18 protein-coding genes are annotated in these 21,933 nt (G+C 62.1%); 11 read left to right on the forward strand and 7 right to left on the reverse strand.

What is annotated here, in order from left to right; genetic code table 11:
* The first annotated feature begins 163 nt into the window (after positions 1-163).
* The gene (locus MWN76_RS13170; protein ID WP_250461897.1) at positions 164-1,036 is read left to right on the forward strand and encodes a helix-turn-helix transcriptional regulator; all 873 of its coding nucleotides are present in this window, start codon (positions 164-166) and stop codon (positions 1,034-1,036) included.
* A gap of 26 nt (positions 1,037-1,062) precedes the next feature.
* Here MWN76_RS13170 and MWN76_RS13175 read toward each other — a convergent pair whose 3' ends face one another.
* From MWN76_RS13175 to MWN76_RS13200, 6 genes are all read right to left on the reverse strand, one after another.
* Positions 1,063-2,883, reverse strand: coding sequence for an acyl-CoA dehydrogenase (locus tag MWN76_RS13175; protein WP_250461898.1), 1,821 nt, complete (start codon positions 2,881-2,883; stop codon positions 1,063-1,065).
* A gap of 441 nt (positions 2,884-3,324) precedes the next feature.
* Positions 3,325-4,398, reverse strand: coding sequence for an MJ1255/VC2487 family glycosyltransferase (locus MWN76_RS13180; protein ID WP_250461899.1), 1,074 nt, complete (start codon positions 4,396-4,398; stop codon positions 3,325-3,327).
* Positions 4,395-4,925: a phosphatase PAP2 family protein gene (locus tag MWN76_RS13185; protein WP_250461900.1), complete on the reverse strand. Its 531-nt coding sequence runs from the start codon at positions 4,923-4,925 to the stop codon at positions 4,395-4,397. The genes MWN76_RS13180 and MWN76_RS13185 overlap by 4 nt, the downstream gene beginning before the upstream one ends.
* Positions 4,926-5,211: 286 nt before the next feature.
* The gene (locus MWN76_RS13190) at positions 5,212-6,279 is read right to left on the reverse strand and encodes a saccharopine dehydrogenase family protein (RefSeq protein ID WP_250461901.1); all 1,068 of its coding nucleotides are present in this window, start codon (positions 6,277-6,279) and stop codon (positions 5,212-5,214) included.
* Between the two features lie 65 nt (positions 6,280-6,344).
* A complete protein-coding gene (locus tag MWN76_RS13195) occupies positions 6,345-6,557 on the reverse strand; it encodes a DUF1653 domain-containing protein (RefSeq protein ID WP_250461902.1) in 213 nt (70 codons plus the stop codon).
* A gap of 21 nt (positions 6,558-6,578) precedes the next feature.
* On the reverse strand, positions 6,579-6,899 hold the full coding sequence (locus MWN76_RS13200) for a DUF3301 domain-containing protein (RefSeq protein ID WP_250461903.1): 321 nt from the start codon (positions 6,897-6,899) through the stop codon (positions 6,579-6,581).
* 53 nt (positions 6,900-6,952) lie between these two features.
* Here MWN76_RS13200 and MWN76_RS13205 point away from each other — a divergent pair, with 53 nt between their 5' ends.
* The 9 genes from MWN76_RS13205 to MWN76_RS13245 all read left to right on the forward strand — a co-directional run bounded on the left by MWN76_RS13205 (position 6,953) and on the right by MWN76_RS13245 (position 19,931).
* Positions 6,953-7,648 (forward strand): SDR family oxidoreductase, encoded by a 696-nt coding sequence (locus tag MWN76_RS13205; protein ID WP_250461904.1) that lies wholly within the window; start codon positions 6,953-6,955, stop codon positions 7,646-7,648.
* A 332-nt stretch (positions 7,649-7,980) separates the two neighbouring features.
* A complete protein-coding gene (gene sbnB, locus MWN76_RS13210) occupies positions 7,981-9,063 on the forward strand; it encodes a 2,3-diaminopropionate biosynthesis protein SbnB (protein ID WP_250461905.1) in 1,083 nt (360 codons plus the stop codon).
* Positions 9,064-9,066: 3 nt separating this feature from the next.
* Positions 9,067-10,278 (forward strand): MFS transporter, encoded by a 1,212-nt coding sequence (locus MWN76_RS13215; protein WP_284500478.1) that lies wholly within the window; start codon positions 9,067-9,069, stop codon positions 10,276-10,278.
* Between the two features lie 56 nt (positions 10,279-10,334).
* On the forward strand, positions 10,335-12,482 hold the full coding sequence (locus tag MWN76_RS13220) for a TonB-dependent receptor (RefSeq protein ID WP_250461907.1): 2,148 nt from the start codon (positions 10,335-10,337) through the stop codon (positions 12,480-12,482).
* A gap of 36 nt (positions 12,483-12,518) precedes the next feature.
* The gene (sbnA, locus tag MWN76_RS13225; RefSeq protein ID WP_250461908.1) at positions 12,519-13,523 is read left to right on the forward strand and encodes a 2,3-diaminopropionate biosynthesis protein SbnA; all 1,005 of its coding nucleotides are present in this window, start codon (positions 12,519-12,521) and stop codon (positions 13,521-13,523) included.
* A 106-nt stretch (positions 13,524-13,629) separates the two neighbouring features.
* Entirely contained in the window at positions 13,630-15,516 is a 1,887-nt protein-coding gene (locus MWN76_RS13230; protein ID WP_250461909.1) for an IucA/IucC family protein, read from the forward strand.
* Positions 15,513-17,357 (forward strand): IucA/IucC family protein, encoded by a 1,845-nt coding sequence (locus MWN76_RS13235; protein WP_250461910.1) that lies wholly within the window; start codon positions 15,513-15,515, stop codon positions 17,355-17,357. The genes MWN76_RS13230 and MWN76_RS13235 overlap by 4 nt, the downstream gene beginning before the upstream one ends.
* 187 nt (positions 17,358-17,544) lie before the next feature.
* Entirely contained in the window at positions 17,545-19,158 is a 1,614-nt protein-coding gene (locus tag MWN76_RS13240; RefSeq protein WP_250461911.1) for an IucA/IucC family protein, read from the forward strand.
* The gene (locus tag MWN76_RS13245; protein WP_250461912.1) at positions 19,155-19,931 is read left to right on the forward strand and encodes an HpcH/HpaI aldolase family protein; all 777 of its coding nucleotides are present in this window, start codon (positions 19,155-19,157) and stop codon (positions 19,929-19,931) included. The genes MWN76_RS13240 and MWN76_RS13245 overlap by 4 nt, the downstream gene beginning before the upstream one ends.
* Before the next feature lie 56 nt (positions 19,932-19,987).
* On the opposite strand, the gene MWN76_RS13250 is transcribed toward MWN76_RS13245, so the two are convergent.
* Positions 19,988-20,746, reverse strand: coding sequence for an SDR family NAD(P)-dependent oxidoreductase (locus MWN76_RS13250; protein WP_250461913.1), 759 nt, complete (start codon positions 20,744-20,746; stop codon positions 19,988-19,990).
* A gap of 131 nt (positions 20,747-20,877) precedes the next feature.
* Here MWN76_RS13250 and MWN76_RS13255 point away from each other — a divergent pair, with 131 nt between their 5' ends.
* Entirely contained in the window at positions 20,878-21,792 is a 915-nt protein-coding gene (locus MWN76_RS13255) for a LysR family transcriptional regulator (RefSeq protein ID WP_250461914.1), read from the forward strand.
* Positions 21,793-21,933 lie beyond the last annotated feature (141 nt).

Raw genomic sequence — 21,933 nt, forward strand, 5'->3', positions numbered from 1 at the left:
ACCTCCGCAATGCATCGAGGAGCCACAATAGCGATGTGTCGCGGTGGAATCGCGCAGGATATTGCGCGGTTTAGCAGATTCTTGCGCTTATTTTGGTCGGGAGATTGTTCCCGGATGACTTTGGGATTAACTTGGCGATCGGAGTTGAGTCGGGGGAGGGGCTATGGCGAAGATGGCAGCGGCCACGGTACAGCAGGCGCTCGACGGCGCGGGCGCGCGCCGCCTGAATCACTGTGAGCTGAACCGGGACCTGTCCCTGGCCATGTGGGGCAACCGGGATGTGCGGGTGGAGTACCACCAGGTTGCCCATCACACCCTGAGCCTGTACCTGCGCGGCGGCTACCGCACCCGGCGGCTGGATGCGCGGCGCGACTCGGGGTTCGGCGCGCCGGACAAACTCTGCCTGATGCCCGCCAGCGGGGATTCGTCCTGGGAAGTGGGGCAGTACCAGGAATTTATCCATCTCTATATTTCCGATGCCGGCCTGCGGCATTTCGCACTGGAATCCTTCGATTGCGATCCGCGCCGGGTGGAACTGCCGGACCTGACCTTTTTCGAACACCCGCAGATCAACTCGGCCTGCCGCGCCATGCTGCAGCTTTCCTGGGTCGAGGGCGCCGACCGGCTGCAATTGCAACAGGGCGCCTATGAATTGATGGGGCAGCTGATCCGCAGCTACGTACTGCCGGGGCGCGCGACCGGGCCGTTGAAAGGCGGCCTCAGCCGCCGGCAGTTCAATACCGTGCGGGAATTGGTGCAGTCGCAGTTCGGCGGCGAACTGAACCTCGACACCCTGGCACAGGCCGCCGGGCTCAGCCGCTACCACTTCGCGCGCATGTTCAAGGTCAGTACCGGCCTGGCACCGCACCAGTATGTGAGCCGCGTGCGGGTGGAGCGCGGACGGGAAATGCTGGAGCGCGGGTTGGCACAGGCGGAAGTGGCAGGCCTGTGCGGTTTTGCCCACCAGAGTCACTTCGCTGCGCATTTCAAGCGGCATTTCGGTGTGACGCCCGGGCAGTATCTGCGCAGCCTCTGACAGCGGGATCGTCCCGGTGGGCCGTCCTAAAACCAGTTGTCTTCCATCTCGAACGGCACGCTGTTGCCGCTCTCCAGCAGCGTGACCTGTGCACCGATCTCCGGCAGTTCCCACTCGATATAGAAACGCGCCGCCTGCAGCTTTCCGCGGTAGAAGTTTTCGTCGTCGCCGGTGGGGGAAGTGGCCAGGGCTGTATCCGCCACCAGTGCCTGGCGCAGCCAGATCCAGGCCACCACCACGCGCCCGAATACATCCAGGTAGAGGCTGGCGTTGGCGAGACCGCGATCGGCCTCCCGCTGCAGCTGCCCCTGCAGGCTCAGCGTAACCCTGTCCAGTTGCTGCAGCGCTGCTTCGAGGGCAGCTGCCAGCGCGGTGAGCCCATCGTTGTCCCGCGCCTGCATGACTGTGGAGCGGATTTCCGCCTGCAGTAACTGGTAGCTGGCGAGATTGCCGGCCGGCACCTTGCGGCCCAGCAGGTCGATGGCCTGGATGCCCTCGGTGCCCTCGTGGATGGGGTTCAGGCGGTTGTCGCGGTAGAGCTGTTCCAGCGGGTACTCGCGGATATAGCCGGAGCCGCCCAGCACCTGGATTGCCAGCTCGTTGGCCTTGAGGCCGTATTTCGACGGCCAGGATTTCACCACCGGCGTCAGCAGGTCGAGCAGTGCCGCGGCGCGCTGGCGCTGTTCTTCCGTGTCGCCGGTCTGCTGGTCCTCGAACAGCGACGAGGCGTAGAGGCACAGTGCCAGGCCGCCCTCGACGTAGGATTTCTGCATCAGCAGCATGCGGCGCACATCGGCGTGGCGGATGATCGGCACCTGTTTCGATTGCGGATCGCGGTTGGATGGCAACCGCCCCTGAGGCCTTTCCTTGGCGTACTGCAGGGAGTGGTTGTAGCCCTGGTAGCCGAGCACCGCGGCACCGACACCGACGCCGATACGGGCTTCGTTCATCATCTGGAACATATAGGACAGCCCCTTGTGTGGCTCGCCCACCAGATAACCGACCGCGCCGTGCGCCTCGCCAAAACTCAACACCGTCGAAGTCGTATTGCGATAGCCCATCTTGTGCAGCAGGCCGGCGAGTTTGACATCGTTGCGGGCAGACGGATTGCCGTTTTCGTCCAGCAGGAATTTCGGCACCAGGAACAGCGAAATGCCCCTGACGCCCGCCGGGGCGCCTTTGATTTTCGCCAGTACCATGTGAACGATGTTGTCCGTCATGGACTGGTCGCCGCCCGAGATAAACATCTTCTGCCCGCGAATCCGGTAGCTGCCATCTTTCACCGGCTCGGCACCGGTGCGGATATCGGCCAGCGCCGAGCCCTGGTCCGGCTCCGTCAGCGCCATGGTGCCGGCGAAGCGGCCGTCCATCATCGGCGGCAGGAACTGCGCTTTCAGTTTTTCATCGGCAAAGGAGTGCACCAGGTTGGCCGCGCCCAGGGTCAGGAAGGGATAGCCGGCACTGGCCACATTGGCGGCGCTGATGGTGGCGAGGCTGGCCCGCAGGATCACTTCCGGCAGCTGCAGGCCGCCCTCGTCAAAGTCGTAGCGGGCGGCCAGGAAGCCGGCATCGGCGAAGGCGTCCCAGGCCTGTTTGGTCTCTTCGATCAGGTGAACCTGTTCGCCGTCGAAGGTCGGTTCCTGTGCGTCGCCCTTGGCATTGTGGTTGGCGAAATATTTTTCCGCGACGGTGCGCGCGGTCTGCAGGGTGGCGTTGAAGATCTCGATCGAGTGCTCGCGGTAGCGGGGCCGCTCGAGGAGTTTCCCGGTATCGAGAAACTCGTACAACAGGAATTCGATATCGCGCTCGTTGAGCAACTGGTCGGTCATGACTACCCCTTGTTTCACCGTTTTACCGGCCCGGATTCGGGCGTGTGACAAGTAAACGGTCGGGGTAGGGGAGGGTCAATGACCTGTCAGGTAATTGTGCACTTTCAATGACGTGAGGTTCTGTATCCGTGTCCGGCCCGGGAGGGGGAGCGCTTTCCGGGACCCGCTGTGAATACATCCCTGTACGCTCGTAATCGATATCCCTGTCTCATACGGTCCCGGAAAGCGCTCCCCCTCCCGGGCTTTCAAGCTCAGTGCTGACTTTGAAGTCCGGACGAGCTAGTGGGCCGCTTGTAAAGTTCGGTAACAAAGGAGCACAGCCAAATCGTTCAGGTCAAGGCGAGAAAGCGCTGGAATAGCAGCGTTATTTCAAGCTTTCTCAACGCAGAGCTGGACGATTTGGCGAAGTGAACTGTTACCTAACTTTGCGAGCGGCCCACTAGGTGTAAGGAGTACGGCTCAATCGGCGGCGCCAGCTGTGGCTTCACTTTTCCGATCCATGCGGCCGGGCACTACCTGTTCCCATAGACTGTCGGCCAGTTCGTTCGGGGACTGGCGGCGGCCGTCGGCGATCCAGCGCACGATATGGCCGGCCACATCGGGCCATTCGATACGCACACCGGCCGGGTCTGTCTGCAGCCACCTGCTGATGGTGTCCGCGTCCACCCGCTCGACCACCTGCGCCAGTTGCAGTTCGCGCAGCGCCTGGGCATTGGCAACCTGTTCGTACTGGCCGGACAGCGGTCGCGTCAGGATCGGCTTGCCCAGGGTCAGGGTCTCCGCGATCAGTTCGAAACCGCTGTTGCAGATCACCGCGCGGGCCGAGGCCAGGTCGTTCTGGAAGCCCTCGATGGAAGGGGCTTTCAGGTGGAGATTGTCCGCCGCGGGCATGTCCACCGGTGCGCCGTAAACGATAAATTGTTGCGGCAGTTTCGCCAGCTCCGCGAGCATGGGCTCGTGGTGCTCGAACGGCAGGTAGACGAGAATATGCTCGCCCTCGCTGGCCTCGCTGTGTACATGGGGCTGGGCGATCGGCGGCAGTATCGGGTGGCCGAAGTGATACCAGTGCATGCCGAGGCTGTTTTTCACCGGCGCGAAGCCGCGCAATATGGCGCGAGCTGTCCAGTTGAAGCGCGGCGCCGGGATGGCGTAGTTGAATGCGTACTGGTGGCCGAGGCCCAGGCTGGGATGGCCGCGGCGCCGGGCGGCCCAGGCGGTGACCGGCTCGAAATCGCTGATCACCAGGTCGAAATCGTCGACCGGCAGCTCGCGGATATCCCGCAGCAGTCCGCGCAGGTTGAGCTGGCGGGTGGTCTCCACCGGGCTGAGTTTGCCCTTTCTGTGTACGAAGGTCAGGCCCTCGCGCCACCAGTAGTCGCCGAAGGCTTCCATACTGAAGAGCTTTTCCGGGCTGCGGCCGGAGAACAGCCACTGGACTTCGAGTTCCGGGTGTTGCCGCAGCGCAGCGGCCATGGCGCGGGCGCGGGAAATATGGCCGTTGCCGGTGCCCTGTACACCGTAGAGTATTTTCACAAAAAGGCTCCGCTGATCAAAAGCCCCACGCTGGTGCCGAGTGCGGCACCGGCGCAGACATCGGTGGGAAAGTGCACGCCGAGGCCGACGCGGGAGGTGCCGACGCCGGCGGCCCAGAAATAGCCCAGCAGCCAGAACGGGCCCAGGGTTTCGGACAGCACAGTTACGAACAGGAAGGCGCCGGAGGTGTGTCCGGACGGCAGGCTGAAGCGGTCGTTGGCGATCACGATTGAGCGCAGGCCCGGAATCGCCTGCGGTGGCCGCAGCCGCTTGGTTGTGTTCTTGATGGTCCAGTAGAGGGAGCGCTCCACGGCGAAGGCCGCGCCGCAGATGGTAAAGAACTGGACTGCGGAGGCCACTGTGCCGGCCAGCGCCACTAGCAGCGGGGACACCAGGTAGACCCAGCCGTCGGCGGATTTCGACAGCCACAGGTAGCGCCTGCGCGACGCGGGTCGGGTGGCCCGCTCCGCCATATGCAGGACCAGGGACACATCGACGCTTTTCAGGGTGACAGGTAAGCTTCGCATGCGGTCAAGTTACGAAGCTTATGTTGCGCGGAATTGACCAAATTATGTCAGAAGCGTGAAATCTGGCGGTGTCGGAGTTTGATACGTGAATCCGGATCCCCGGGCGGGTCACTGGATCCCGGATCGGGCCCGGGATGACGAGCTGCTACGCCGTCATTCCGGCGTAGGCCGCCAGACAGTAGCCTGGATGGAGCGCAGCGGAATCCGGGGATGCGTGGGAAGGCACGTCGATGGATGCGTTTTCCCGGATTCCGCTGCGCATCATCCGGGCTACGGGGGAGTCCGGTCAGTCGATACCAACCTTGATGGTGCCGGAGCCGGGCAGCTTCTCCACCAGTTCATAACCGCACAGTTTCGACGGTGTGAAATAGCCGCCGTCGCCGCGGTAATCCAGCAGGAACTGCGCCACGGCCAGCGAGCCGTGCACGGTGACATCGTAGCCGTTGGCGGTGACCACGCGGCCGATTTTGCGTTCGCCGCGGCGGTCGTTGCGGATTTCGCCCCACACCCAGGTTTTCTGCTCCGAGCGCTTTTCTTCCGACGGGCCGTGCACCTTCTGCTCCACTTTGCCCTTGAGCCAGCTTTGCATCCAGGGTTGGCGCAGCAGCCAGCGGAACCGGTTCATGCGCTGCATTTTTTTCGCGCGGCGCGGGCTCATGGGAATATACACCTCGATGTTGGGGATCTCGGTGGTGTAGTAGGCGGTGGCCACGTCGCCCCAGGGGATGGCGACGGCGAACTTGTCGCCGCGGCCGAAATCGATGGTGCGGGTCAGCTCGCCGTGGCCGATGACCTCGATCTTGCCGTTGCGGCGCACGGCGCCGCCGACGCCCAGGCTCTCGATGGAGGTCTTGGCGGTGCCGGGGCTGAGGCCGGAATCGGAATCGAAGCCCAGCGTCAGGTGTGTCGCGGTGGGAATGGCCTTGTGCAGTGCCGCCGCCAGGCAGTCGGTGGGAATCACATCGAAGCCGGTACCGGGGCAGAGCACCACGCCGGCCGCTTTGGCCTCCGCATCCAGCGCGTGGGCGGCGCGGTAGACTTCCATCTCGCCGGTGATGTCCTGGTAGTGGGTACCGGCCCTGAGGCAGGCCTGCATCATCGGCTCGGCGGTGGCGGAGAAGGGGCCGGCGCAGTGGATCACCACGTCCATATCGCGCAGTGTGCGCTCGAGGGTTTCACTGGCATCCAGTGCCACGGCCATGGCCGGCAGGTCCAGTTCCTCTGCCAGTGGTTGCAGTTTCCGGGAGCTGCGCCCCGCCAGTACCGGGCGCAGCCCCTGGGCCACGGCCTGCCGGGCGATCAATTCGCCGGTATAGCCGTAGGCGCCATAGATCATTATTTTTTTGTTGTTCACCGAATGACCTTGTTTTTCCGGATCGGTTGAAAAAGGTGACGCAACCTTAGACGCCTTCTGTCGCGCTAGTCAAACGTTTGTAACAATGCGAAACGCGGCACCAGGGTTCCGTCCTTCTCCACCTGTTCGGCAAACATTTCCAGTGGTCGCACCCAGACACCGAAGTTGCCGTAGAGCGCGCGGTAGACGACGAGTTTTTCGCCGGTTTCGCTGTGGGTGGCCACTTCCATGACTTCGTAGAGTTCGCCCTTGTAGTGGCGATAGATGCCGCGTTTCATGCCTGCTCCGTGCAGTGGGATTTATGCGAGATGGTGAGGCGACAACTGGATCTGTGCGATGCGTCGCCCGTGCAGTACCGCGATGCCGGCATAGCGGTGCTCGCCGGTGGAGGTGAACTCGAATTCGTAGCTGCGCTGCAGCCGCACCTGGCCGCGGTTGTCGCGCTTCAGGCGGGTGCGGGCCAGGGCCACGGTGTCGTCCAGCAGCTGCACGCCCAACTGCCGACAGTGTTCCGTGGCCGCGCGGCGCACCTGTTCCTTGGCCGCCATACCGGTCCACAGGTACCAGCCGCCCAGAAACAGCGCAAAGATCCACAGTAAGTCGCCCAGAGAGTAATACATGCCGGTACAGTTGCTATTATTCGTCGCGCAAGAATACCACCGAAGGAGAGATTATGCCCGGTACCATCCTGATCACCGGCGCCAATCGCGGTATTGGCCTGGAAATGACCCGCCAGTTTGCCGCCGACGGCTGGCAGGTGTTCGCCTGCTCCCGCGATATTCCCGCAGCCGACGAACTGCGCGCGTTGCGGGAACAATACAGGAAAGTGCAGCTGTTCCAGCTGGATGTCACCGACTACGACCAGATGGCCGCGCTGGGCAAGGCGCTGTGGGACCAGCCGATCGATATCCTGCTCAACAACGCCGCTTATTACGGCCCCAAGGGCGTGGCTTTCGGCACTGTGGACCTGGACGAGTGGCGCCGGGTGCTGGAGTGCAACACCATCGCTCCCTACAAGCTGGCGGAGACGTTCAGCCGCAATGTCGCAGACAGCGCGCGCAAGGTGATTGCGGTCATGAGCAGCAAGGTCGGCAGTATCGCCGACAACAGTTCCGGCGGCGGCTATATTTACCGCTCGTCGAAAACGGCAGTCAACCAGGTGGTGAAGAGCCTGTCTGTCGACCTGCGCGGGCAGGACATCAGTGTGATCGCGCTGCACCCGGGCTGGGTCAAGACAGCCATGGGCGGGCCCAATGCGCTGATCTCCGCCGGGGAAAGCGTCGCCGGGCTCAGGAAAGTGTTGCTGGAAACCGATCTGGAGCGCAGCGGGCGCTTCTATAACTACGATGGCAGCGAGATACCCTGGTAATTGCCTAGCCCCGGGTGGCAGGGATACCGGCCCTCCGGCAGGTATCCTGTTTCTACCCGACCGGTATTCAGCCCCGGCCCGTGCCCGATGTCCCCGCCAACCTTGTCCCGCTCTCTTCCCCCCCCCCCCTGGAATCCCCGCTCCGCCAGATAAATGTTTGCAAATGATAATCGTTATTGCATAAAATGCTGCATTAATCGCTAATGAGAATATTTTGCTTTTTGAAAATATTTTCAGGGCTGCTGCAAGATGCCTGCGGGGAGGAGATGGAAGGACTGCAAGTTCCGGCAGGCAGTAAAGACCAATAAATTAGTAAGCGCTCGGAGGGATTCATGGCGCCATTGACAGTCGATTTACAGCAATCATCAGAAGCTGCAAGCGGGTCGAGACAGGTCGGGCGGGAGACATCGCCACCGACACTTCTCTATCTCAGCCAGTCCGACCTCGTCGGGCTCGGTGCCGAATCCAGCCGGGAATATGTCGATGCCGTCACCGAGGGCCTGGTCCTGCACGCCCGGCACAAGACGGTCCAGCCCCTGAAGCCCTATCTGCGCTGGCCCGACGCGCCCCATATCGCCGACCGCATCATCGCCATGCCCTGCTACCTGGGCGGCGAACGCCCGGTTGCGGGTATCAAGTGGGTCGGCAGTCGCGAAGCCAATCCCCGTGAACGGGGCCTGCCCCGGGCCAGCGCGTTGATTGTTCTCAACGATGCGTACAGCAACTACCCCGTGGCCGTCATGGAGGGGGCGCTGATCAGTGGCATGCGTACCGCGGCGGTGACCGCAGTGGCCGCAAAGCACCTGGCCGCGCCGGGATTTTCCAGTGTGGCCTGCATCGGCTGTGGCCCTATAGCGCGGATGCAGCTGATGACACTGCTGGAGCAGTTCCCCACCATCGCGCAGATCCACCTGTACGACTTCGACACCGCTGCCGCGGAGACCATGAAGGGAAACCTGGAGGCACTGCGCCCCGGTCTGCGCTGCACCGTCTCGCCAGACGCCCGCGAAGCGGTCGGGGAGGGCGAACTGGTGGTTACCTGCACTACCACGGACAAACCCTATATCGAATACGACTGGCTCCGCCCGGGTGCTTTTGTCAGCAACGTCTCCATCATGGACCTGCACAAGGAGGTCTACGAGCGCGCCGACAAGGTGGTGGTCGACGATTGGGAGCAGTCGAACCGGGAGAAAAAAATCATCCATCAACTGGTGCTGGAGGGCCGTTTCAGCCGCGAGAAGCTGCACGCCGAGCTGGGCCAGTTGCTGCTCGGTAGCCGGCCCGGGCGCGAGGGACCGGACGAGATCATTCTGCTTAACGCCATGGGCATGGCGGTGGACGACCTGGTCTGCGCGCGTCGATTCTATGAGATGGCAGTCGAGCGGTCCGCCGGCACAAAACTGCCGCTGTTTTAATCCATGGAGATCGCACGGGCCAACAGCGGGAATCTCGCCCTGCTCTGGTGTTGCCAGTGTGTGGCCACATTGGGCTTGATGGCCATGGTGCCGGTCATGCCGTTGTACGTGGCGCAACTCGGCCAGGGCTATTCACCGGTCTGGGCCAGTCTGGCTCTGGCCGCACCGGCGGTGACGGCGCTGGTCTTCTCTGTCCATATCGGTCGCGCCTGTGATCGCTATGGCTACCGATTCATGGTGCTGGTCTCACTGCTGCTCTTTACCGCCAGCATGGCATTGATCGCATTGAGTGACGGTATCGCGGGTTTCCTGGCCGGGCGCCTGTTGCTGGGGACCAGCGGGGTCGGCGTCACCCTGACCGCGTTTGCCTGTGCCGCCGGTGGCGCCGAGCGCGGGCGGGTGCTGGGACGATTGCAGGGCGCCGCTGCCTGCGGTTGCCTTCTCGGCCCGGTCATCGGGGGGCTGCTGATGGATGTCTGGTCGCTGCGTCCCCTGCTGATCGCCACTGCGGCGTTTTCCGGTATCGCGGCACTGCTGGCGGCACTGGCGCTGCGCGAGCCCGCGAATGATTCACCAGGCGATACGTCGGGGGTTGAATCCCCGGCCCACCCGAGCCGTAAATCCCCTGTCGTGTACTGGATGCTGGCCGCCTGTCTTTCCCAGGCGGGCGCCATGGCTCTGGTGAATACCTTTGTGCTCTTTCTGCAGTCGAGGGTGCCCGCCGGTTCGCTGGCCAGTGCGACCGGCATCATCCATGCCGCGGCCTGGGCCGCGGGCATGCTCGCCGCTTCCCGCTGGGGCCGGGCCAATGATAGCGGCGATGTGCGCTATCACTTCGCGATTGCGGCGGCCGGTTGTGCCCTGTCTGTCGGGCTGTTGCCGCTGGCCGCGGATCTTTGGCAGATATTGGTATTGCGTCTGCTACAGGGAGCCTGCTTTACGGCCCTGGCGCAGTCAGTGGTTTTTGCACTGTCTCGTCGGGCCACGGCCGGGTACCAGGGCGAGAGCGCGGGACTGGCCCGGCGGTATCTGGTTTCCGGGCGGATTCTCGGGCCGCTACTGGTCGCAGCGCTGCTCCCGTGGCTGCAGCCGGCCGCTGTTCTGTGCTGTGTTGCCCTGCTATTCGCGGCCGCGGCCTGTTGCGCCCTCAAGGTGCCCGGCCACGATCCACTTGAATCGGGAAGAGCCGTGCGGGCCCCGACCGACAGCGGCTGAGGCGATTTTTACAAACCATTTACATAAGAACATTTATATGAGGGGAACGGGTAACCATGAAACCTGATGTGAAAAGCAAGACGGTCAAAGTGACACTGGCATGGCTTCTTTCCTGTATCGGGATTTGCGTCCAGGCGCAGGACACCGAGGAAATCGAGGTGACCGGCAATCGCCTGGATACCTCGTTGATGTCACCGGCACACCAGGTGACTGCGATTACCGGCGAGGATATTCAGCTGCAACTCAACGCCGGCGGCAGCCTGGCCGAGATCATCGCCCGCGAGGTGCCCGGTATGGGGCAGCCCTCGCAGAGTTTTACCAATTACGCCCAGAGTTTGCGTGGGCGCGATATCCTGGTGCTGATCGACGGTGTGCCGATGAATACCAATCGCGGCGTGAACCGCGACCTGTTCAATGTGCATGCCGAAAATGTCGAGAAGATCGAGGTAGTACGCGGGGGCAATGCCATCTATGGCAGCGGCGCCACCGGCGGTGTGATTTTTATAACCACCCGCCAGGCCACCACCGATCACAGGCGGGAAACGGGATTCTCCCTGAGCGCGCCGACCGATTACGAGGCCGATGGTTCCAGCTATCGCTTTCGCCAGGGTTTTCTGGGCACCTCTGAAGGCTTCGACTACGCACTGAACCTGGTTGCCGAAAGCCGGGGAGGCAGTTTCGACGCCGAGGGCAATCGTATCGCCCCCGAGGCCAGCCAGGGGGATATGTTCGACGCCGAATTGTGGAGCCTGAATGCCAAGCTGGGGCGCAACTTTGGCGCGGACCAGCGCCTGCAGTTCACCGCGCTGTATCACGATGCGGACCAGGACACCGATTATGCCTCCGATCCCGGCGTCACTTCGGAGCCGCTGCGATCCGTGCGTGCGCAATCCATCGAGGGGCTGGAGATGGAGAACCAGAATACGGTGGAAAACAGGGTTGCCAGTATCGATTATTTCAACCGGAACATAGCCGGTAGCAGGCTGCACGCGCAGGTTTTCCACCGCGATTACCTGACCCGTTTCTATCCGTTTGATGCCCGCACACGGTCCAACAATCGCCACCTGGCTCAAACGGAGCTGGAGGCCACCGTCTACGGCGGGCGGCTGACGCTGACTACACCCCTTTCCGGCAATACCGAGCTGTTATGGGGCTCGGACCTGCAGCGCGACGAGAGCGCCATGCCGGTACTGACCTACGATGGCAATGCGTATGACCAGAGTGGGGGGCTGGTCTTTGAATCCACCGGCAGAAAAACCTATATGCCGCCTATCACCCACGACAGCGTCGCGTTTTTTGCGCAGCTGCATCACCGCTTCAATGAGCGTTGGGCTTTTGATGGCGGCCTGCGTCACGAAACGATCGAGATGAGCTTCGACGATTTCGTCACCCTGCCACAGACCCTGGAAGCCGACCCTGCCATCACGCGCGGTGGTTCGGTCGATTACGACGCATCTCCGTTTAACGCCAGCCTGGTGTTCACGCCCGGCGGTCACAGTGAGTGGTACCTCGCTTTTAACCAGGGCTTTGAACTGCCGGATGTGGGGCTCCAGGTACGCAATGCCTCCGCCGACTTCGATATTCACTCGTCACAGCTCGAGGCCATCGAAACGGATAACCTGGAAATCGGCTGGCGCGGCGACTGGGATGCGGTGCGGGCTTCGCTCGCTCTCTACCGCAGCAGCTCGGACCTGGGGCGAGTACAGACTGAAAACTTTGGTCTGACCCTCAGTCGCAGCGAGGAGAGAATATCCGGCGCGGAAGCGACGCTGGACTTCCAGGTCAACGAGCCGTGGAGTGGTGGTACTACGGTGAGCTGGGCACGCGGCAGGGAAAAAGCAGGCGACGCGAGTGATTTTCAGGATATGAACGGTTTTCGCATTCCGCCGCTGAAAATAACCGCCTACGGCCAGTACCAGGCCGCCGACCAGTTGCACCGCCTGCAACTGCTCTACTCGGACAGCGATGATTTCCGCCTGGACGGCGCAACCGGCTTCGGTCGTCGCATAGTGGACAGCTATACCACCCTGGATTGGTTGAGCCGCTGGCAGCTCGATCTCGGAAGTATCGAATTGGGAATAGAGAACCTGTTGAACGAGGATTACTTCACCGTTTACGGCCAGCTCTTGCGCAGCAGCAGTAACACCAGCCACATCCCCGCACGCGGCCGTACCCTGCGTATGGGTTACCGGATCGAATGGTAAACGATATACGGATTTTCATCGACATGGAGGTTGATTATGGTTCACGAATCCATTGCCGACTGTATCGGCAAAACACCGGTGGTTGCCCTGTCGCGGCTTTTCGACGGCGGCGATGTAAGCGTTCATGCGAAGCTGGAATTGCTCAACCCCGGTGGCAGTGTCAAGGACCGCCCGGCCAAATATATTATCGAGCAGGGCCTGCGCGACGGCAGTATCCCGCCGGGAGGTCACCTGGTTGAAAGCACCTCCGGGAACCTGGGGGTGGCCCTGGCCATGTTGTGCCGGGTTTATGGCCTGAGACTGACCTGCGTAGTGGATCCCAATATCTCCCGGACCAATCTGCAGATCATGCGCTGTTTCGGTGCCGGGGTCGATATGGTTCAGGAGAAGGACAGTCACGGCGGCTATCTGGAAACCCGGATCCGACGGGTGAAAAGCCTGCTGAAGACGTTGCCGGACGGAGTCTGGGTCAATCAGTACGCCAACGCGCGCAACTGGCACAGCCATTACCATGGCGAAGGCGAGGAGTTGATCGGGGAATTGCCGGAAGCGCCCGATTACCTGGTTGCCGGGGTGAGTACCTCCGGCACCATCCTGGGGGTTTCCCGTCGGCTGCGCGAGCGGTTTCCGGCGCTGCAAGTGGTCGCCGTGGATGCGCTGGGCTCGGTACTGTTCGGCCGTAGCGAGGGGCGCCGCCGCCTGCCGGGGATCGGTGCCAGCCGCGTACCCGAATTGCTGGTGCGTGAGGAAGTCGACGAAGTCATCTACGTCAGCGACCTGGAGTCCTGCCAGGGCTGTCTCGATCTCCTGGCAAGCGAGGGAATCTTTGCCGGCGGATCGTCCGGTTCGGTGATTGCCGCTATTCGCAAACTGATTCCGCAGGTACCCCGGGCCTCCAGGATTCTCACCCTGCTGCCGGATCGCGGGGATCGTTACCTGGATCTGGTTTACAGCGCCGAGTGGCGCGCCAGCCTGGAGGAGCGCTATCGGCCGCCCAATGCGGAGTGGGCGGGTACCAGTCGTGAGACGGTTATCGTTTGACTCAAGTTGCGATATTTTCCGGAATACGCCGTGAATATGCTCTTGCAGGCTTTCGAAATCACCTCCCGAGAGCTGAAGTTCAGGCCAGTTGCACAGGAAAGGAATCATGATCACAGGGCTCAACGAAGAGACGGCGGAACAGCAGTCCGGGTCTGTCGTAGAGGAATCTGCGGCCGCGGCCCAGATACTGCGCGAGTTGGTCGACGCGCTGATACAGGAAAACCTTTTTCGCCTGCAGGAGCGCGGGCGGTTGATTGGGGATGCCGGCGCCTACAGTGAAGTCGACGACTTCGCGCTGGCTCCGGGGGAATACTATTTCAGTTACCCCCTGAACGGTGGCGCCGATCAACTGCTGTTTCGCGCCCGGAAGCAGCGGGGGTTTCCCTGTCGATGTAGTCGCCTGCCGGTCTTGCTGTTGCAGGGCGATGGAGGCGGTACCGTTACGCTGGATGCCGCCGACCTGATGCGATCCCTGGCCTGCACGGCCGAACGGGAAGACCTTCCGGATCTCGGCGGCATGGACCGCTTTATGCGCGACCTGGCGGTAGCCGAGGCGCAGACCGAATGGGCGCGGGAAAATATCCCGGCTGCCCTGGCCGCCATCGAGGGGGAGGGCGTGGGCCTGCCGGCCTGGGAACGGCTGGGGGCGCTGCGCGATCGGCCGTTCCACCCATTGGCAAGGGCCAAGACCGGCTGGTCCCTGGAGGCGTTCCGGCGCTACGGTGCGGAGAGTGGCGACACTTTCGGCCTGGGCTGGGTGGCGCTGCGCAATGGATTGCTGAGCGGCAGCGAAGATCTGTACGGTACCGCCGTTGCCGGAATGCTGTTGGAACCGGGAGAGCTGCAGGTGCTGCGCGAAGCCGCTGCTGCCCGCGGTATTGACGAGCATGATTTTACCCTGGTGCCGGTACATCCCTGGCAGCTTCACCACCGTCTCGCCGACGAGTTTGTCGGTGAGATCGGCAGCGGCGACTGCGTTCCGGTCTGCGAGTCCCTGGGCCGTTTCACGCCGACCTCTTCTGTACGCAGCCTGGCCCCCGTCGCGATGGGTGACTCCCTGCACGTCAAGCTACCAATGGCCATTGCCGCGCTTGGGGCGCAGCGTATACTGCCGCCGCGCTATCTTCACAACGGTGCCGCAGCGCAACAACTCCTGCAGTCGCTTATCGGCCGCGAGCCAGCGTTGCAGGGTAAGTTTTTCTGCTGTGACGAGCGCCAGTGGCTGGCCTTTACTCCGCCGGGAGAGACAATGGTCTCCAACCGCAGTGGTCACTTGAGCTGCCTGCTGCGTCGTTGTCCCGATTTCGACAGTCCGGACTGCCAGCTGTTGCCCATGTCGGCATTGACGCTGGCCGACAACAACCGGGTGCCGGCATTTGAATATCTGCTGCGCAGTGGCGGTGAGGCTCCGGAGAATTTTTTCCGCTCGCTCTGCGATCACCTCTGCGCCCTGTGTTTCACCTGCTTTTCCTACGGCCTGATGCCGGAGGTGCACGGGCAGAACCTGGTGCTGGCTATTGAAAACGGGCGTATTCGCGGACTGATCCTGCGCGACCACGATACCCTGCGCATATTCCCACCCTGGGTCCGCCAATCAGGCCTCGAGGCGCCGCGCTATATCATGGACTGGTCGACACCCAACTCATTGATATGCCTCTCACCACAGGAGCTGTTGCGCTACTTCCAGACGCTGGGGGTTCAGGTCAACCTGCATGCTATCGCGGACACCCTGTCAGGCGCCTACGGGATCAGTGCGGATATTTTCTGGAAAATCATCGAAACCGCCTGCCACAGCCAGCTGCAACAACTGGAGCTGCCCGACTTCGCCAAGGCCCTATTGCGCAGGGAGCTTCTGGACAACCCCGGGTGGCCGGCGCGGCTTCTGCTGACGCCCTACCTGATGCGGCGTACACGTGAGACCGGTATGCCTGCCGGCCTTGGAAACACCCGAAACCCGTTGATGGACCATAGCTGCAAGGAGCAGGTCACGTGAATAGCCAGGTAACCGCCTTTTCCGAAAGAAGCACTGGTGTCGTGCGCCCCGGGGAAGGAAACAACACTGATATTTTCCTGTCGCCGTCCTTTGTCAGGGCCCGCCGCCGCGTTTTTCGCCAGCTGATCCAGGCGCTGATCTATGAAAAAACCCTGACATTTGTCGAGCACCCGGAGGATGGAGAAATACTGTTTTCATTCCAGGGGTGGGCGCATGATGGCGAATCGGTGATCTACCGCTGCAAGGGGATACGGCGGCCGGGGTTCGGTCGCATCCGGCTGAACCCCGATCCGGTGCTCCGCATCGACAACACCGCGACGGCGGAAGCAGACTCGATAAGCCGCTTCCTCGATGAGTTGCGTGAAAGTTTCACCATCCGGCCCGAATACCTGCAGCGTTTCAAGCGCGAACTGGAGAGCACTGTGCTCAAGGACGCCGCGGCACTGCAGCACAGTACGCGCGACCTTCGATGTTTGCGCGAAGATGACTATGACGATGTGGAAAGCCGCCTGGGCGATGCTCACCCCTATCACCCCTGTTACAAATCGCGCATGGGATTCGACGCGCGCGACAATATGGAATTCGGCCCGGAATTTTCCCCGCTCGTCAGGCCCCTCTGGTTGGCTGTGCGCAAAACCTGCTGCCCGCAGGTCCCGAGCCAGGATGCACTGCTGTCTGCGGAACTCGGCGGGGCGCACCTGAAAGGCATGCGGCAGCGACTTGTCGAGCTGGGCGAATCGCCCGAAGACTATTGCCTGATGCCGGTACATCCCTGGCAATGGCGTCGAGTGATCGCCGAGGATTTCGGCTGGGATCTGCATCATCGGCACCTGGTGGTGGTGGGTGAGGGCAGTGACGACTACCGGCCGCAGCAGTCCATACGCACCTTGGCCAATATTTCGAGCCCGAACAGATGCTATATCAAGTTGGCCCTGAACATACTGAACACCTCCACTACGCGCGGCCTGGCCGAACACACGGCGATCAATGCCCCAGCAGTCAGTGCGGGGCTCAAATCCATCGCCGATAACGACGAGTACCTGGCCAGTACGTTGCGCACGGTATTCCTGGCCGAAATTTCGGCGCTCAGCTATCGGTCGCCAGTCGACCTGGCGGCGCCCGGCAGCCTGGCCTGTATCTGGCGCGAGAGCCTGCATCCCTGCCTCGACGAGGGGGAGAGCGCGCTGCCGTTCAGTGCCATCACCGCTCTGGATCGCGATGGCGCGCCGTTGATAGACCCCTGGCTCAGCCAGGTCGGCGTTCGCCCGTGGCTCGAGAAACTGTTGTTCGCGGCGGTGACGCCCCTGGTGCATATGCTCTATACACACGGGGTCGCCCTCGAGTCCCATGGGCAAAACATGATCCTGCTACACCGCCAGGGGATACCGATCCGTGTGGCCCTGAAAGATTTCCATGACGGTGTGCGCTTTCTGCGGTCAGAGGCGGGACGACTGCAGCACTTTTCCCGGCTTCGGGAAACACCCGCTGAGCATCTCGGTAACAACAGCAGCTCCTATATCCACGCCGTTGAGGCGGATGATGTCAGGGACTTTCTTTATAGCGCTTTCTTTTCCATGAACCTCTCAGAGCTGGCGCTGTTTTTCAGTGAGCACTATGCAGTGGAAGAAAGCGAGTTCTGGCAAATGACCGGTCAGTGCATTGCTGTTTACCAGGCGGAGTTCCCGCAGTTGCAGGAGCGTTTTTCTCAATTTGACCTGTTTGCCAGGGGGGTGACTGTGGAGGCGCATACCCGACGTCGTCTGCAGTCGGAAAAGGTTCAGCGGGTCAACCGGGTGGATAATCCCCTGTACCAGTTCTACGCGCGTTACAAGGAAGGATAAAGAAGAAATGAGGGAAATTTCTGGAGAGTCCGGAGAGCTTGCCTGGCGTTACTCGGGGCACTTTCTGCTCAACTGTTACTGCCGGGAAATAGGTGCGCCGAACGGCCTGTTATCCTACGAAAGAGAGGGGGATCTGTGCCTTCTTGTTATTGAGCTGCCGTACCTGGGGCAGGGGGTTTCGATAACCGTGCGCGCTCCATCTGTGAGCGGCAATCATTTATATCTGGGTGATTTGCGCCTGGCCGGTGACGGTCCGTCCGGGCAGCTCGCATGGTGCGATCTGCCGCCACTGGTGGTGGGAGAATTGTGTCGGCGCTTCGGTATGGACGGCCAGCCGGAACTGCTGGCGCAGATTGATAACAGCCGAGGGGTCCTGGCACGAATTCTCGATCATCATCTGTTGGAAGGCTATCCGCCGGATACCGGTATCGTCGGCTATCCGGAGTCCGAAGGTGCATTGCTATTCGGGCATCACTTCCATCCGGCGCCCAAAAGCCGGTACGGCTGGAACGAACAGGAGCTCAACCGCTACTCCCCCGAGCTATACGGCACCTTTCAATTGCACTACTTCGCAGTCGCGCCCCAGTATTTGAGATTGTTCGGAGATGAACCGGAGGAAATCAAAGGGTTGTTTCTCCACCTGGTCTCACCGGCGGTGGACGAGTGTCCCGACGACTGGCCACTGCTTCCCTGCCATCCCTGGCAGGCGGGCTACCTGATGAAAAAAAATGCGGTCAAAGGCGCCGTGGACGCGGGTATCCTGAAATACCTGGGTGCGCGCGGCCCGGCGTTTGGCGCCTCCGCGTCGGTGCGCACCCTGTTCAGCAGTGACTGCCCCTATTTTCTGAAGGTTTCCCTCAGTCTGCGTATTACCAACAGTGTGCGCAAGAATGCCTGGTACGAACTGGAGAGCGCCGTGATGCTGTCGAAGCTGTTGCGGCCGATAGTCGAGGAACTGGAGAGCCGGTTCAGCGGCTTTTCCCTGCTGGCTGAACCGGCAGCCGCTACGGTCGACCTGCCACAGCTGGCAAGCGAGGAGCGCCTGGATCTGCAAAGTCATTTTGGCGTTATCCTGCGGACCAACCCTTTCTATCTCTCAGGCGGTCGTGCACTGCTCGCCGGCACCCTGTTTGCCGAGGATGTGCGGGGGCATTCAAATACCGAACACCTGCTGCGCGGTTTTCGCCAACAGTACCCGGATATGGATCCGGCGAACGCCGCTCTCCGGTGGTTCGGGGATTACACCCGGCAGTTGTTGCCACCGGTATTGAACGCCTTCTTTGAACACGGTGTGGCATTCGAGCCGCACCTGCAGAATGTATTGATAAAACTCGATGAATGTTCCGTCGTGGGCATTGTCCTGCGCGATATGGAGGGTACCAAACTGGATGGCTCGCGCTGGCCGGAAAAGGCGCTGTCATCCTTAAGCGCAAAGGCGCGGCAGAGCGCACTGCACCAGCGCGACGCGGCCTGGCGTCGGGTGGTCTATTGCCTTTTTATCAACAACCTGTGCCAGGCGGCGTTCCACTGCGGGCGGTCGCTCGATTCTGAAGCGCGGCTCTGGAAACTGGTGCGAGAGGTCTTGGAAGGGTACCTGGAAGAGAATGGCACGGTATTGTGTCGGGAACTGGTCGGTGCGCTGCTGGTCGACGCGGATCTGCCGGGCAAGGCCAATATGATTACCCGTTTCACCCGCGAGCCGGACAGTCGCGCCCACTACATCCGTGTCCCCAACCCTATTGCCCTCGCGGCCGGCTTGGGGCGGGCCGCGGGCGCCGAGCCGGAGGCCGCAAGGATATGAGCAGCTCCCTGAAAGCGCGTATGCAAAACGGTGAGCGGTTGCACGGGCTCTTCTGTTGTACGCCATCGAGTTTGTTGGTTGAATTTATCGCCCACGCGGGGTTCGATTATGTGGTTCTCGATACCGAGCACAGCCTGGTCAACCCGGCGGACCTGGATCATATGATTGTGGCCGCGCGCGCTTCCGGTATCGCTGCGCTGGTCCGCGTCCCCATCGAGCGTGGGGACCTTGTCGCCCCGTTGCTGGATGCGGGCGCTGAGGGAATTGTCTTTCCCCGGATTTGCAGCGAAGAAGAGGCGGTGTACGCGGCGACGCTGTGTCATTACCCGCCTTCGGGTAAACGCGGCCTGAGTGTGCACCGGCATATCGGTTACCACAGTGACCGACTGCAGGAGCGAAATCGCAGGGCCGACGAGGGCGTATTGGTGGCGGCCATGATCGAGGACCGCGCCGGCCTCGAATCCTGCAAAGCCATTGCCGGGGTATCCGGCATTGATATCCTGATGGAAGGCGCCGCGGACCTGTCCGCATCGCTGGGTGTGCCCTGGCAGACGCGCCACCCGACAGTCATCGAGGGGCTGGAGCGTATCGCTGCAGCCGCGGCCGCGGCGGGTATCGCCTTCTGCGCGATTCCGAGGGAGGGTGAGGATTACTGGAAGTGGTTGGATCGGGGGGTGTCCCTGTTCCTGCTGGGTACGGATCGGGGGGTTATTCGCAAGAGCCTGGCGGCGCACCTGGAAAAGTACACGGGCGCAGCAGGCGGGCCGCGGTGATCGGTGACGCTTTCGCCGCGGAACCGGGGCCGGCTTTTCGCCCGGCCCCGGGGATTTCACAGGAACATGCCGCCCGACGCCTCGATGCGCTGGCCGTTGATCCAGCGGTTATCGTCTGACAGCAGTGAGGCGATGGCACCGCCGATATCCTCCGGCAGTCCCACGCGCCCCAGCGCCGTCTGCGCGGCGATAAAGTCGTTCACCGCCTGGTTGTCGCGCACGGTGCCGCCGCCGAAATCGGTTTCGATGGCACCGGGAGCGAAGCTGTTGACGGCGATACCGCGCGCGCCCAGCTCCTTCGCCAGGTAGCGGCTCAGCACTTCCACCGCCCCTTTCATGGCGGCATAGGCGCCGTAGCCGGGCAGTGTAAAGCGCGCCAGTCCGCTGGAGAGGTTGACGATGCGGCCGCCATCGGCGATCACTGGCAACAGTGTCTGGGTCAGGAAGAAAACGCCTTTCAGGTGGATGTTCACCAACTGGTCGAACTGTGCCTCGGTGGTTTCCGCGAGCGGAGCGTGGACGCCGATACCGGCGTTGTTGACCAGGAAATCGAAGTGTTCCCGCTGCCAGCGGGACTGCAGCAGTTCCCGCACCTGCGCCGCGAATTGCGCGAAGGAGGCGGTATCGCCGGTGTCCAGTTGCAATGCCGCGGCGTTGCCGCCGCGCGCGTCGATTTCCGCCACCACTGCGTCGGCGGCGTCTCTGCGGCTGTGGTAGGTGAGAATGGTGTCTACGCCCGATTCGGCGAGTCGCAGGGCGGTTTCGCGGCCCAGCCCGCGGCTGCCACCGGTGATCAGTGCAATCTTGCGATTCATGTTCAGCTCCTTTTCTCTGTGGGCATCGATAGGTCGATAGCGACGTGACAGAGCTTATTGGTCTGCTGCTGATAGATAAATCGGCTTTATGTGGCTAGACTGTTCAGTAAATTTGAACAGTGGGGCGAGGCATGCGGTTGCTGGAATCCATGGAGATCTTTGCCCGGGTGGCGGAACTGGGCAGCTTCACCGCGGCCGCGGACAGCCTGGGGCTGTCCCGTGCCAGCGTCTCCGGCGCGGTGCAGCAACTCGAGGCGCTGCTCGGTACCCGCCTGTTGCATCGCACCACCCGCAGTGTGCGCCTGACCCAGGACGGCCGGGTTTTCTACGAACGCGGCCGCGACCTGCTGGCCGATATGGATGAGCTGCAGAACCTGTTTCGCGAGGACGACGCCCAACTGCACGGTCGCCTGCGTGTCGATATGCCGCTGCCGGTAGCGCGGGACGTGGTGATCCCGCGGTTGCCGGAATTCCTGCGCCTGCACCCGGGCCTGGAGGTGGAGCTGTCCTCCACCGATCGCTTTGTCGACCTGGTACGCGAGGGCTTCGACTGTGTGTTGCGGGTCGGCACGCTGGAGGACTCCAGCCTGATTGCCCGGCCCCTGGGGGAGTACCGGACGGTGAGCTGCGCCAGTACCGAATACCTGGCCGAATACGGCACCCCGCGCACGCTGGAGGACCTGGCCGGCCACCGGCTGGTGCACTATGTGCTGAATCTGGGCGCGCGGCCGCCGGGGTTCGAATACCTGGATCCGCGCCATCCGGGAGCGGAGCAGTCGCTGCCGATGGCGGGCGCGGTAACGGTCAACAATACCGAGGCCTATCTGGAGGCCTGTATCGCCGGCCTGGGCATTATCCAGGTGCCGGAGCCGGGTGTGCGCCACCTGCTGGAGTCCGGGGAACTGGAAGAGGTGCTGCCGCAGTTCCCGCCGGCGCCGATGCCGGTATCGCTGCTCTACGCCAACCGGCGCCACCTGCCGAAAAGGGTACAGGTGTTTATGGCCTGGATGGCGGAGATCATGAAGCCGCGGCTCCAGGGAAGCTGAACAGGTACTGGGCCAGTGGGCCGCTTGTAAAGTCCGGTAACAAAGGAGCACAGCCAAATCGTTCAGATCAAGGCGAGAAAGCGCTGGAATAGCAGCGTTATTTCAAGCTTTCTCAACGCAGAGCTGGGCGATTTGGCGAAG

Origin of the sequence: Microbulbifer litoralis (assembly GCF_023634065.1) — a bacterium.
GTDB classification, from domain to species: Bacteria; Pseudomonadota; Gammaproteobacteria; order Pseudomonadales; family Cellvibrionaceae; genus Microbulbifer; species Microbulbifer litoralis.

What these genes read in the sequence shown, in the direction of transcription:
- MWN76_RS13170 (WP_250461897.1), top strand. Translation starts at nt 164, where the DNA reads ATGGCGAAGATGGCAGCGGCCACGGTACAGCAGGCGCTCGACGGCGCG.
- MWN76_RS13185 (WP_250461900.1), bottom strand. Translation starts at nt 4,925, where the DNA reads ATGCGAAGCTTACCTGTCACCCTGAAAAGCGTCGATGTGTCCCTGGTC.
- MWN76_RS13195 (WP_250461902.1), bottom strand. Translation starts at nt 6,557, where the DNA reads ATGAAACGCGGCATCTATCGCCACTACAAGGGCGAACTCTACGAAGTC.
- MWN76_RS13200 (WP_250461903.1), bottom strand. Translation starts at nt 6,899, where the DNA reads ATGTATTACTCTCTGGGCGACTTACTGTGGATCTTTGCGCTGTTTCTG.
- MWN76_RS13205 (WP_250461904.1), top strand. Translation starts at nt 6,953, where the DNA reads ATGCCCGGTACCATCCTGATCACCGGCGCCAATCGCGGTATTGGCCTG.
- sbnB (WP_250461905.1), top strand. Translation starts at nt 7,981, where the DNA reads ATGGCGCCATTGACAGTCGATTTACAGCAATCATCAGAAGCTGCAAGC.
- MWN76_RS13215 (WP_284500478.1), top strand. Translation starts at nt 9,067, where the DNA reads ATGGAGATCGCACGGGCCAACAGCGGGAATCTCGCCCTGCTCTGGTGT.
- MWN76_RS13220 (WP_250461907.1), top strand. Translation starts at nt 10,335, where the DNA reads ATGAAACCTGATGTGAAAAGCAAGACGGTCAAAGTGACACTGGCATGG.
- sbnA (WP_250461908.1), top strand. Translation starts at nt 12,519, where the DNA reads ATGGTTCACGAATCCATTGCCGACTGTATCGGCAAAACACCGGTGGTT.
- MWN76_RS13230 (WP_250461909.1), top strand. Translation starts at nt 13,630, where the DNA reads ATGATCACAGGGCTCAACGAAGAGACGGCGGAACAGCAGTCCGGGTCT.
- MWN76_RS13245 (WP_250461912.1), top strand. Translation starts at nt 19,155, where the DNA reads ATGAGCAGCTCCCTGAAAGCGCGTATGCAAAACGGTGAGCGGTTGCAC.
- MWN76_RS13250 (WP_250461913.1), bottom strand. Translation starts at nt 20,746, where the DNA reads ATGAATCGCAAGATTGCACTGATCACCGGTGGCAGCCGCGGGCTGGGC.
- MWN76_RS13255 (WP_250461914.1), top strand. Translation starts at nt 20,878, where the DNA reads ATGCGGTTGCTGGAATCCATGGAGATCTTTGCCCGGGTGGCGGAACTG.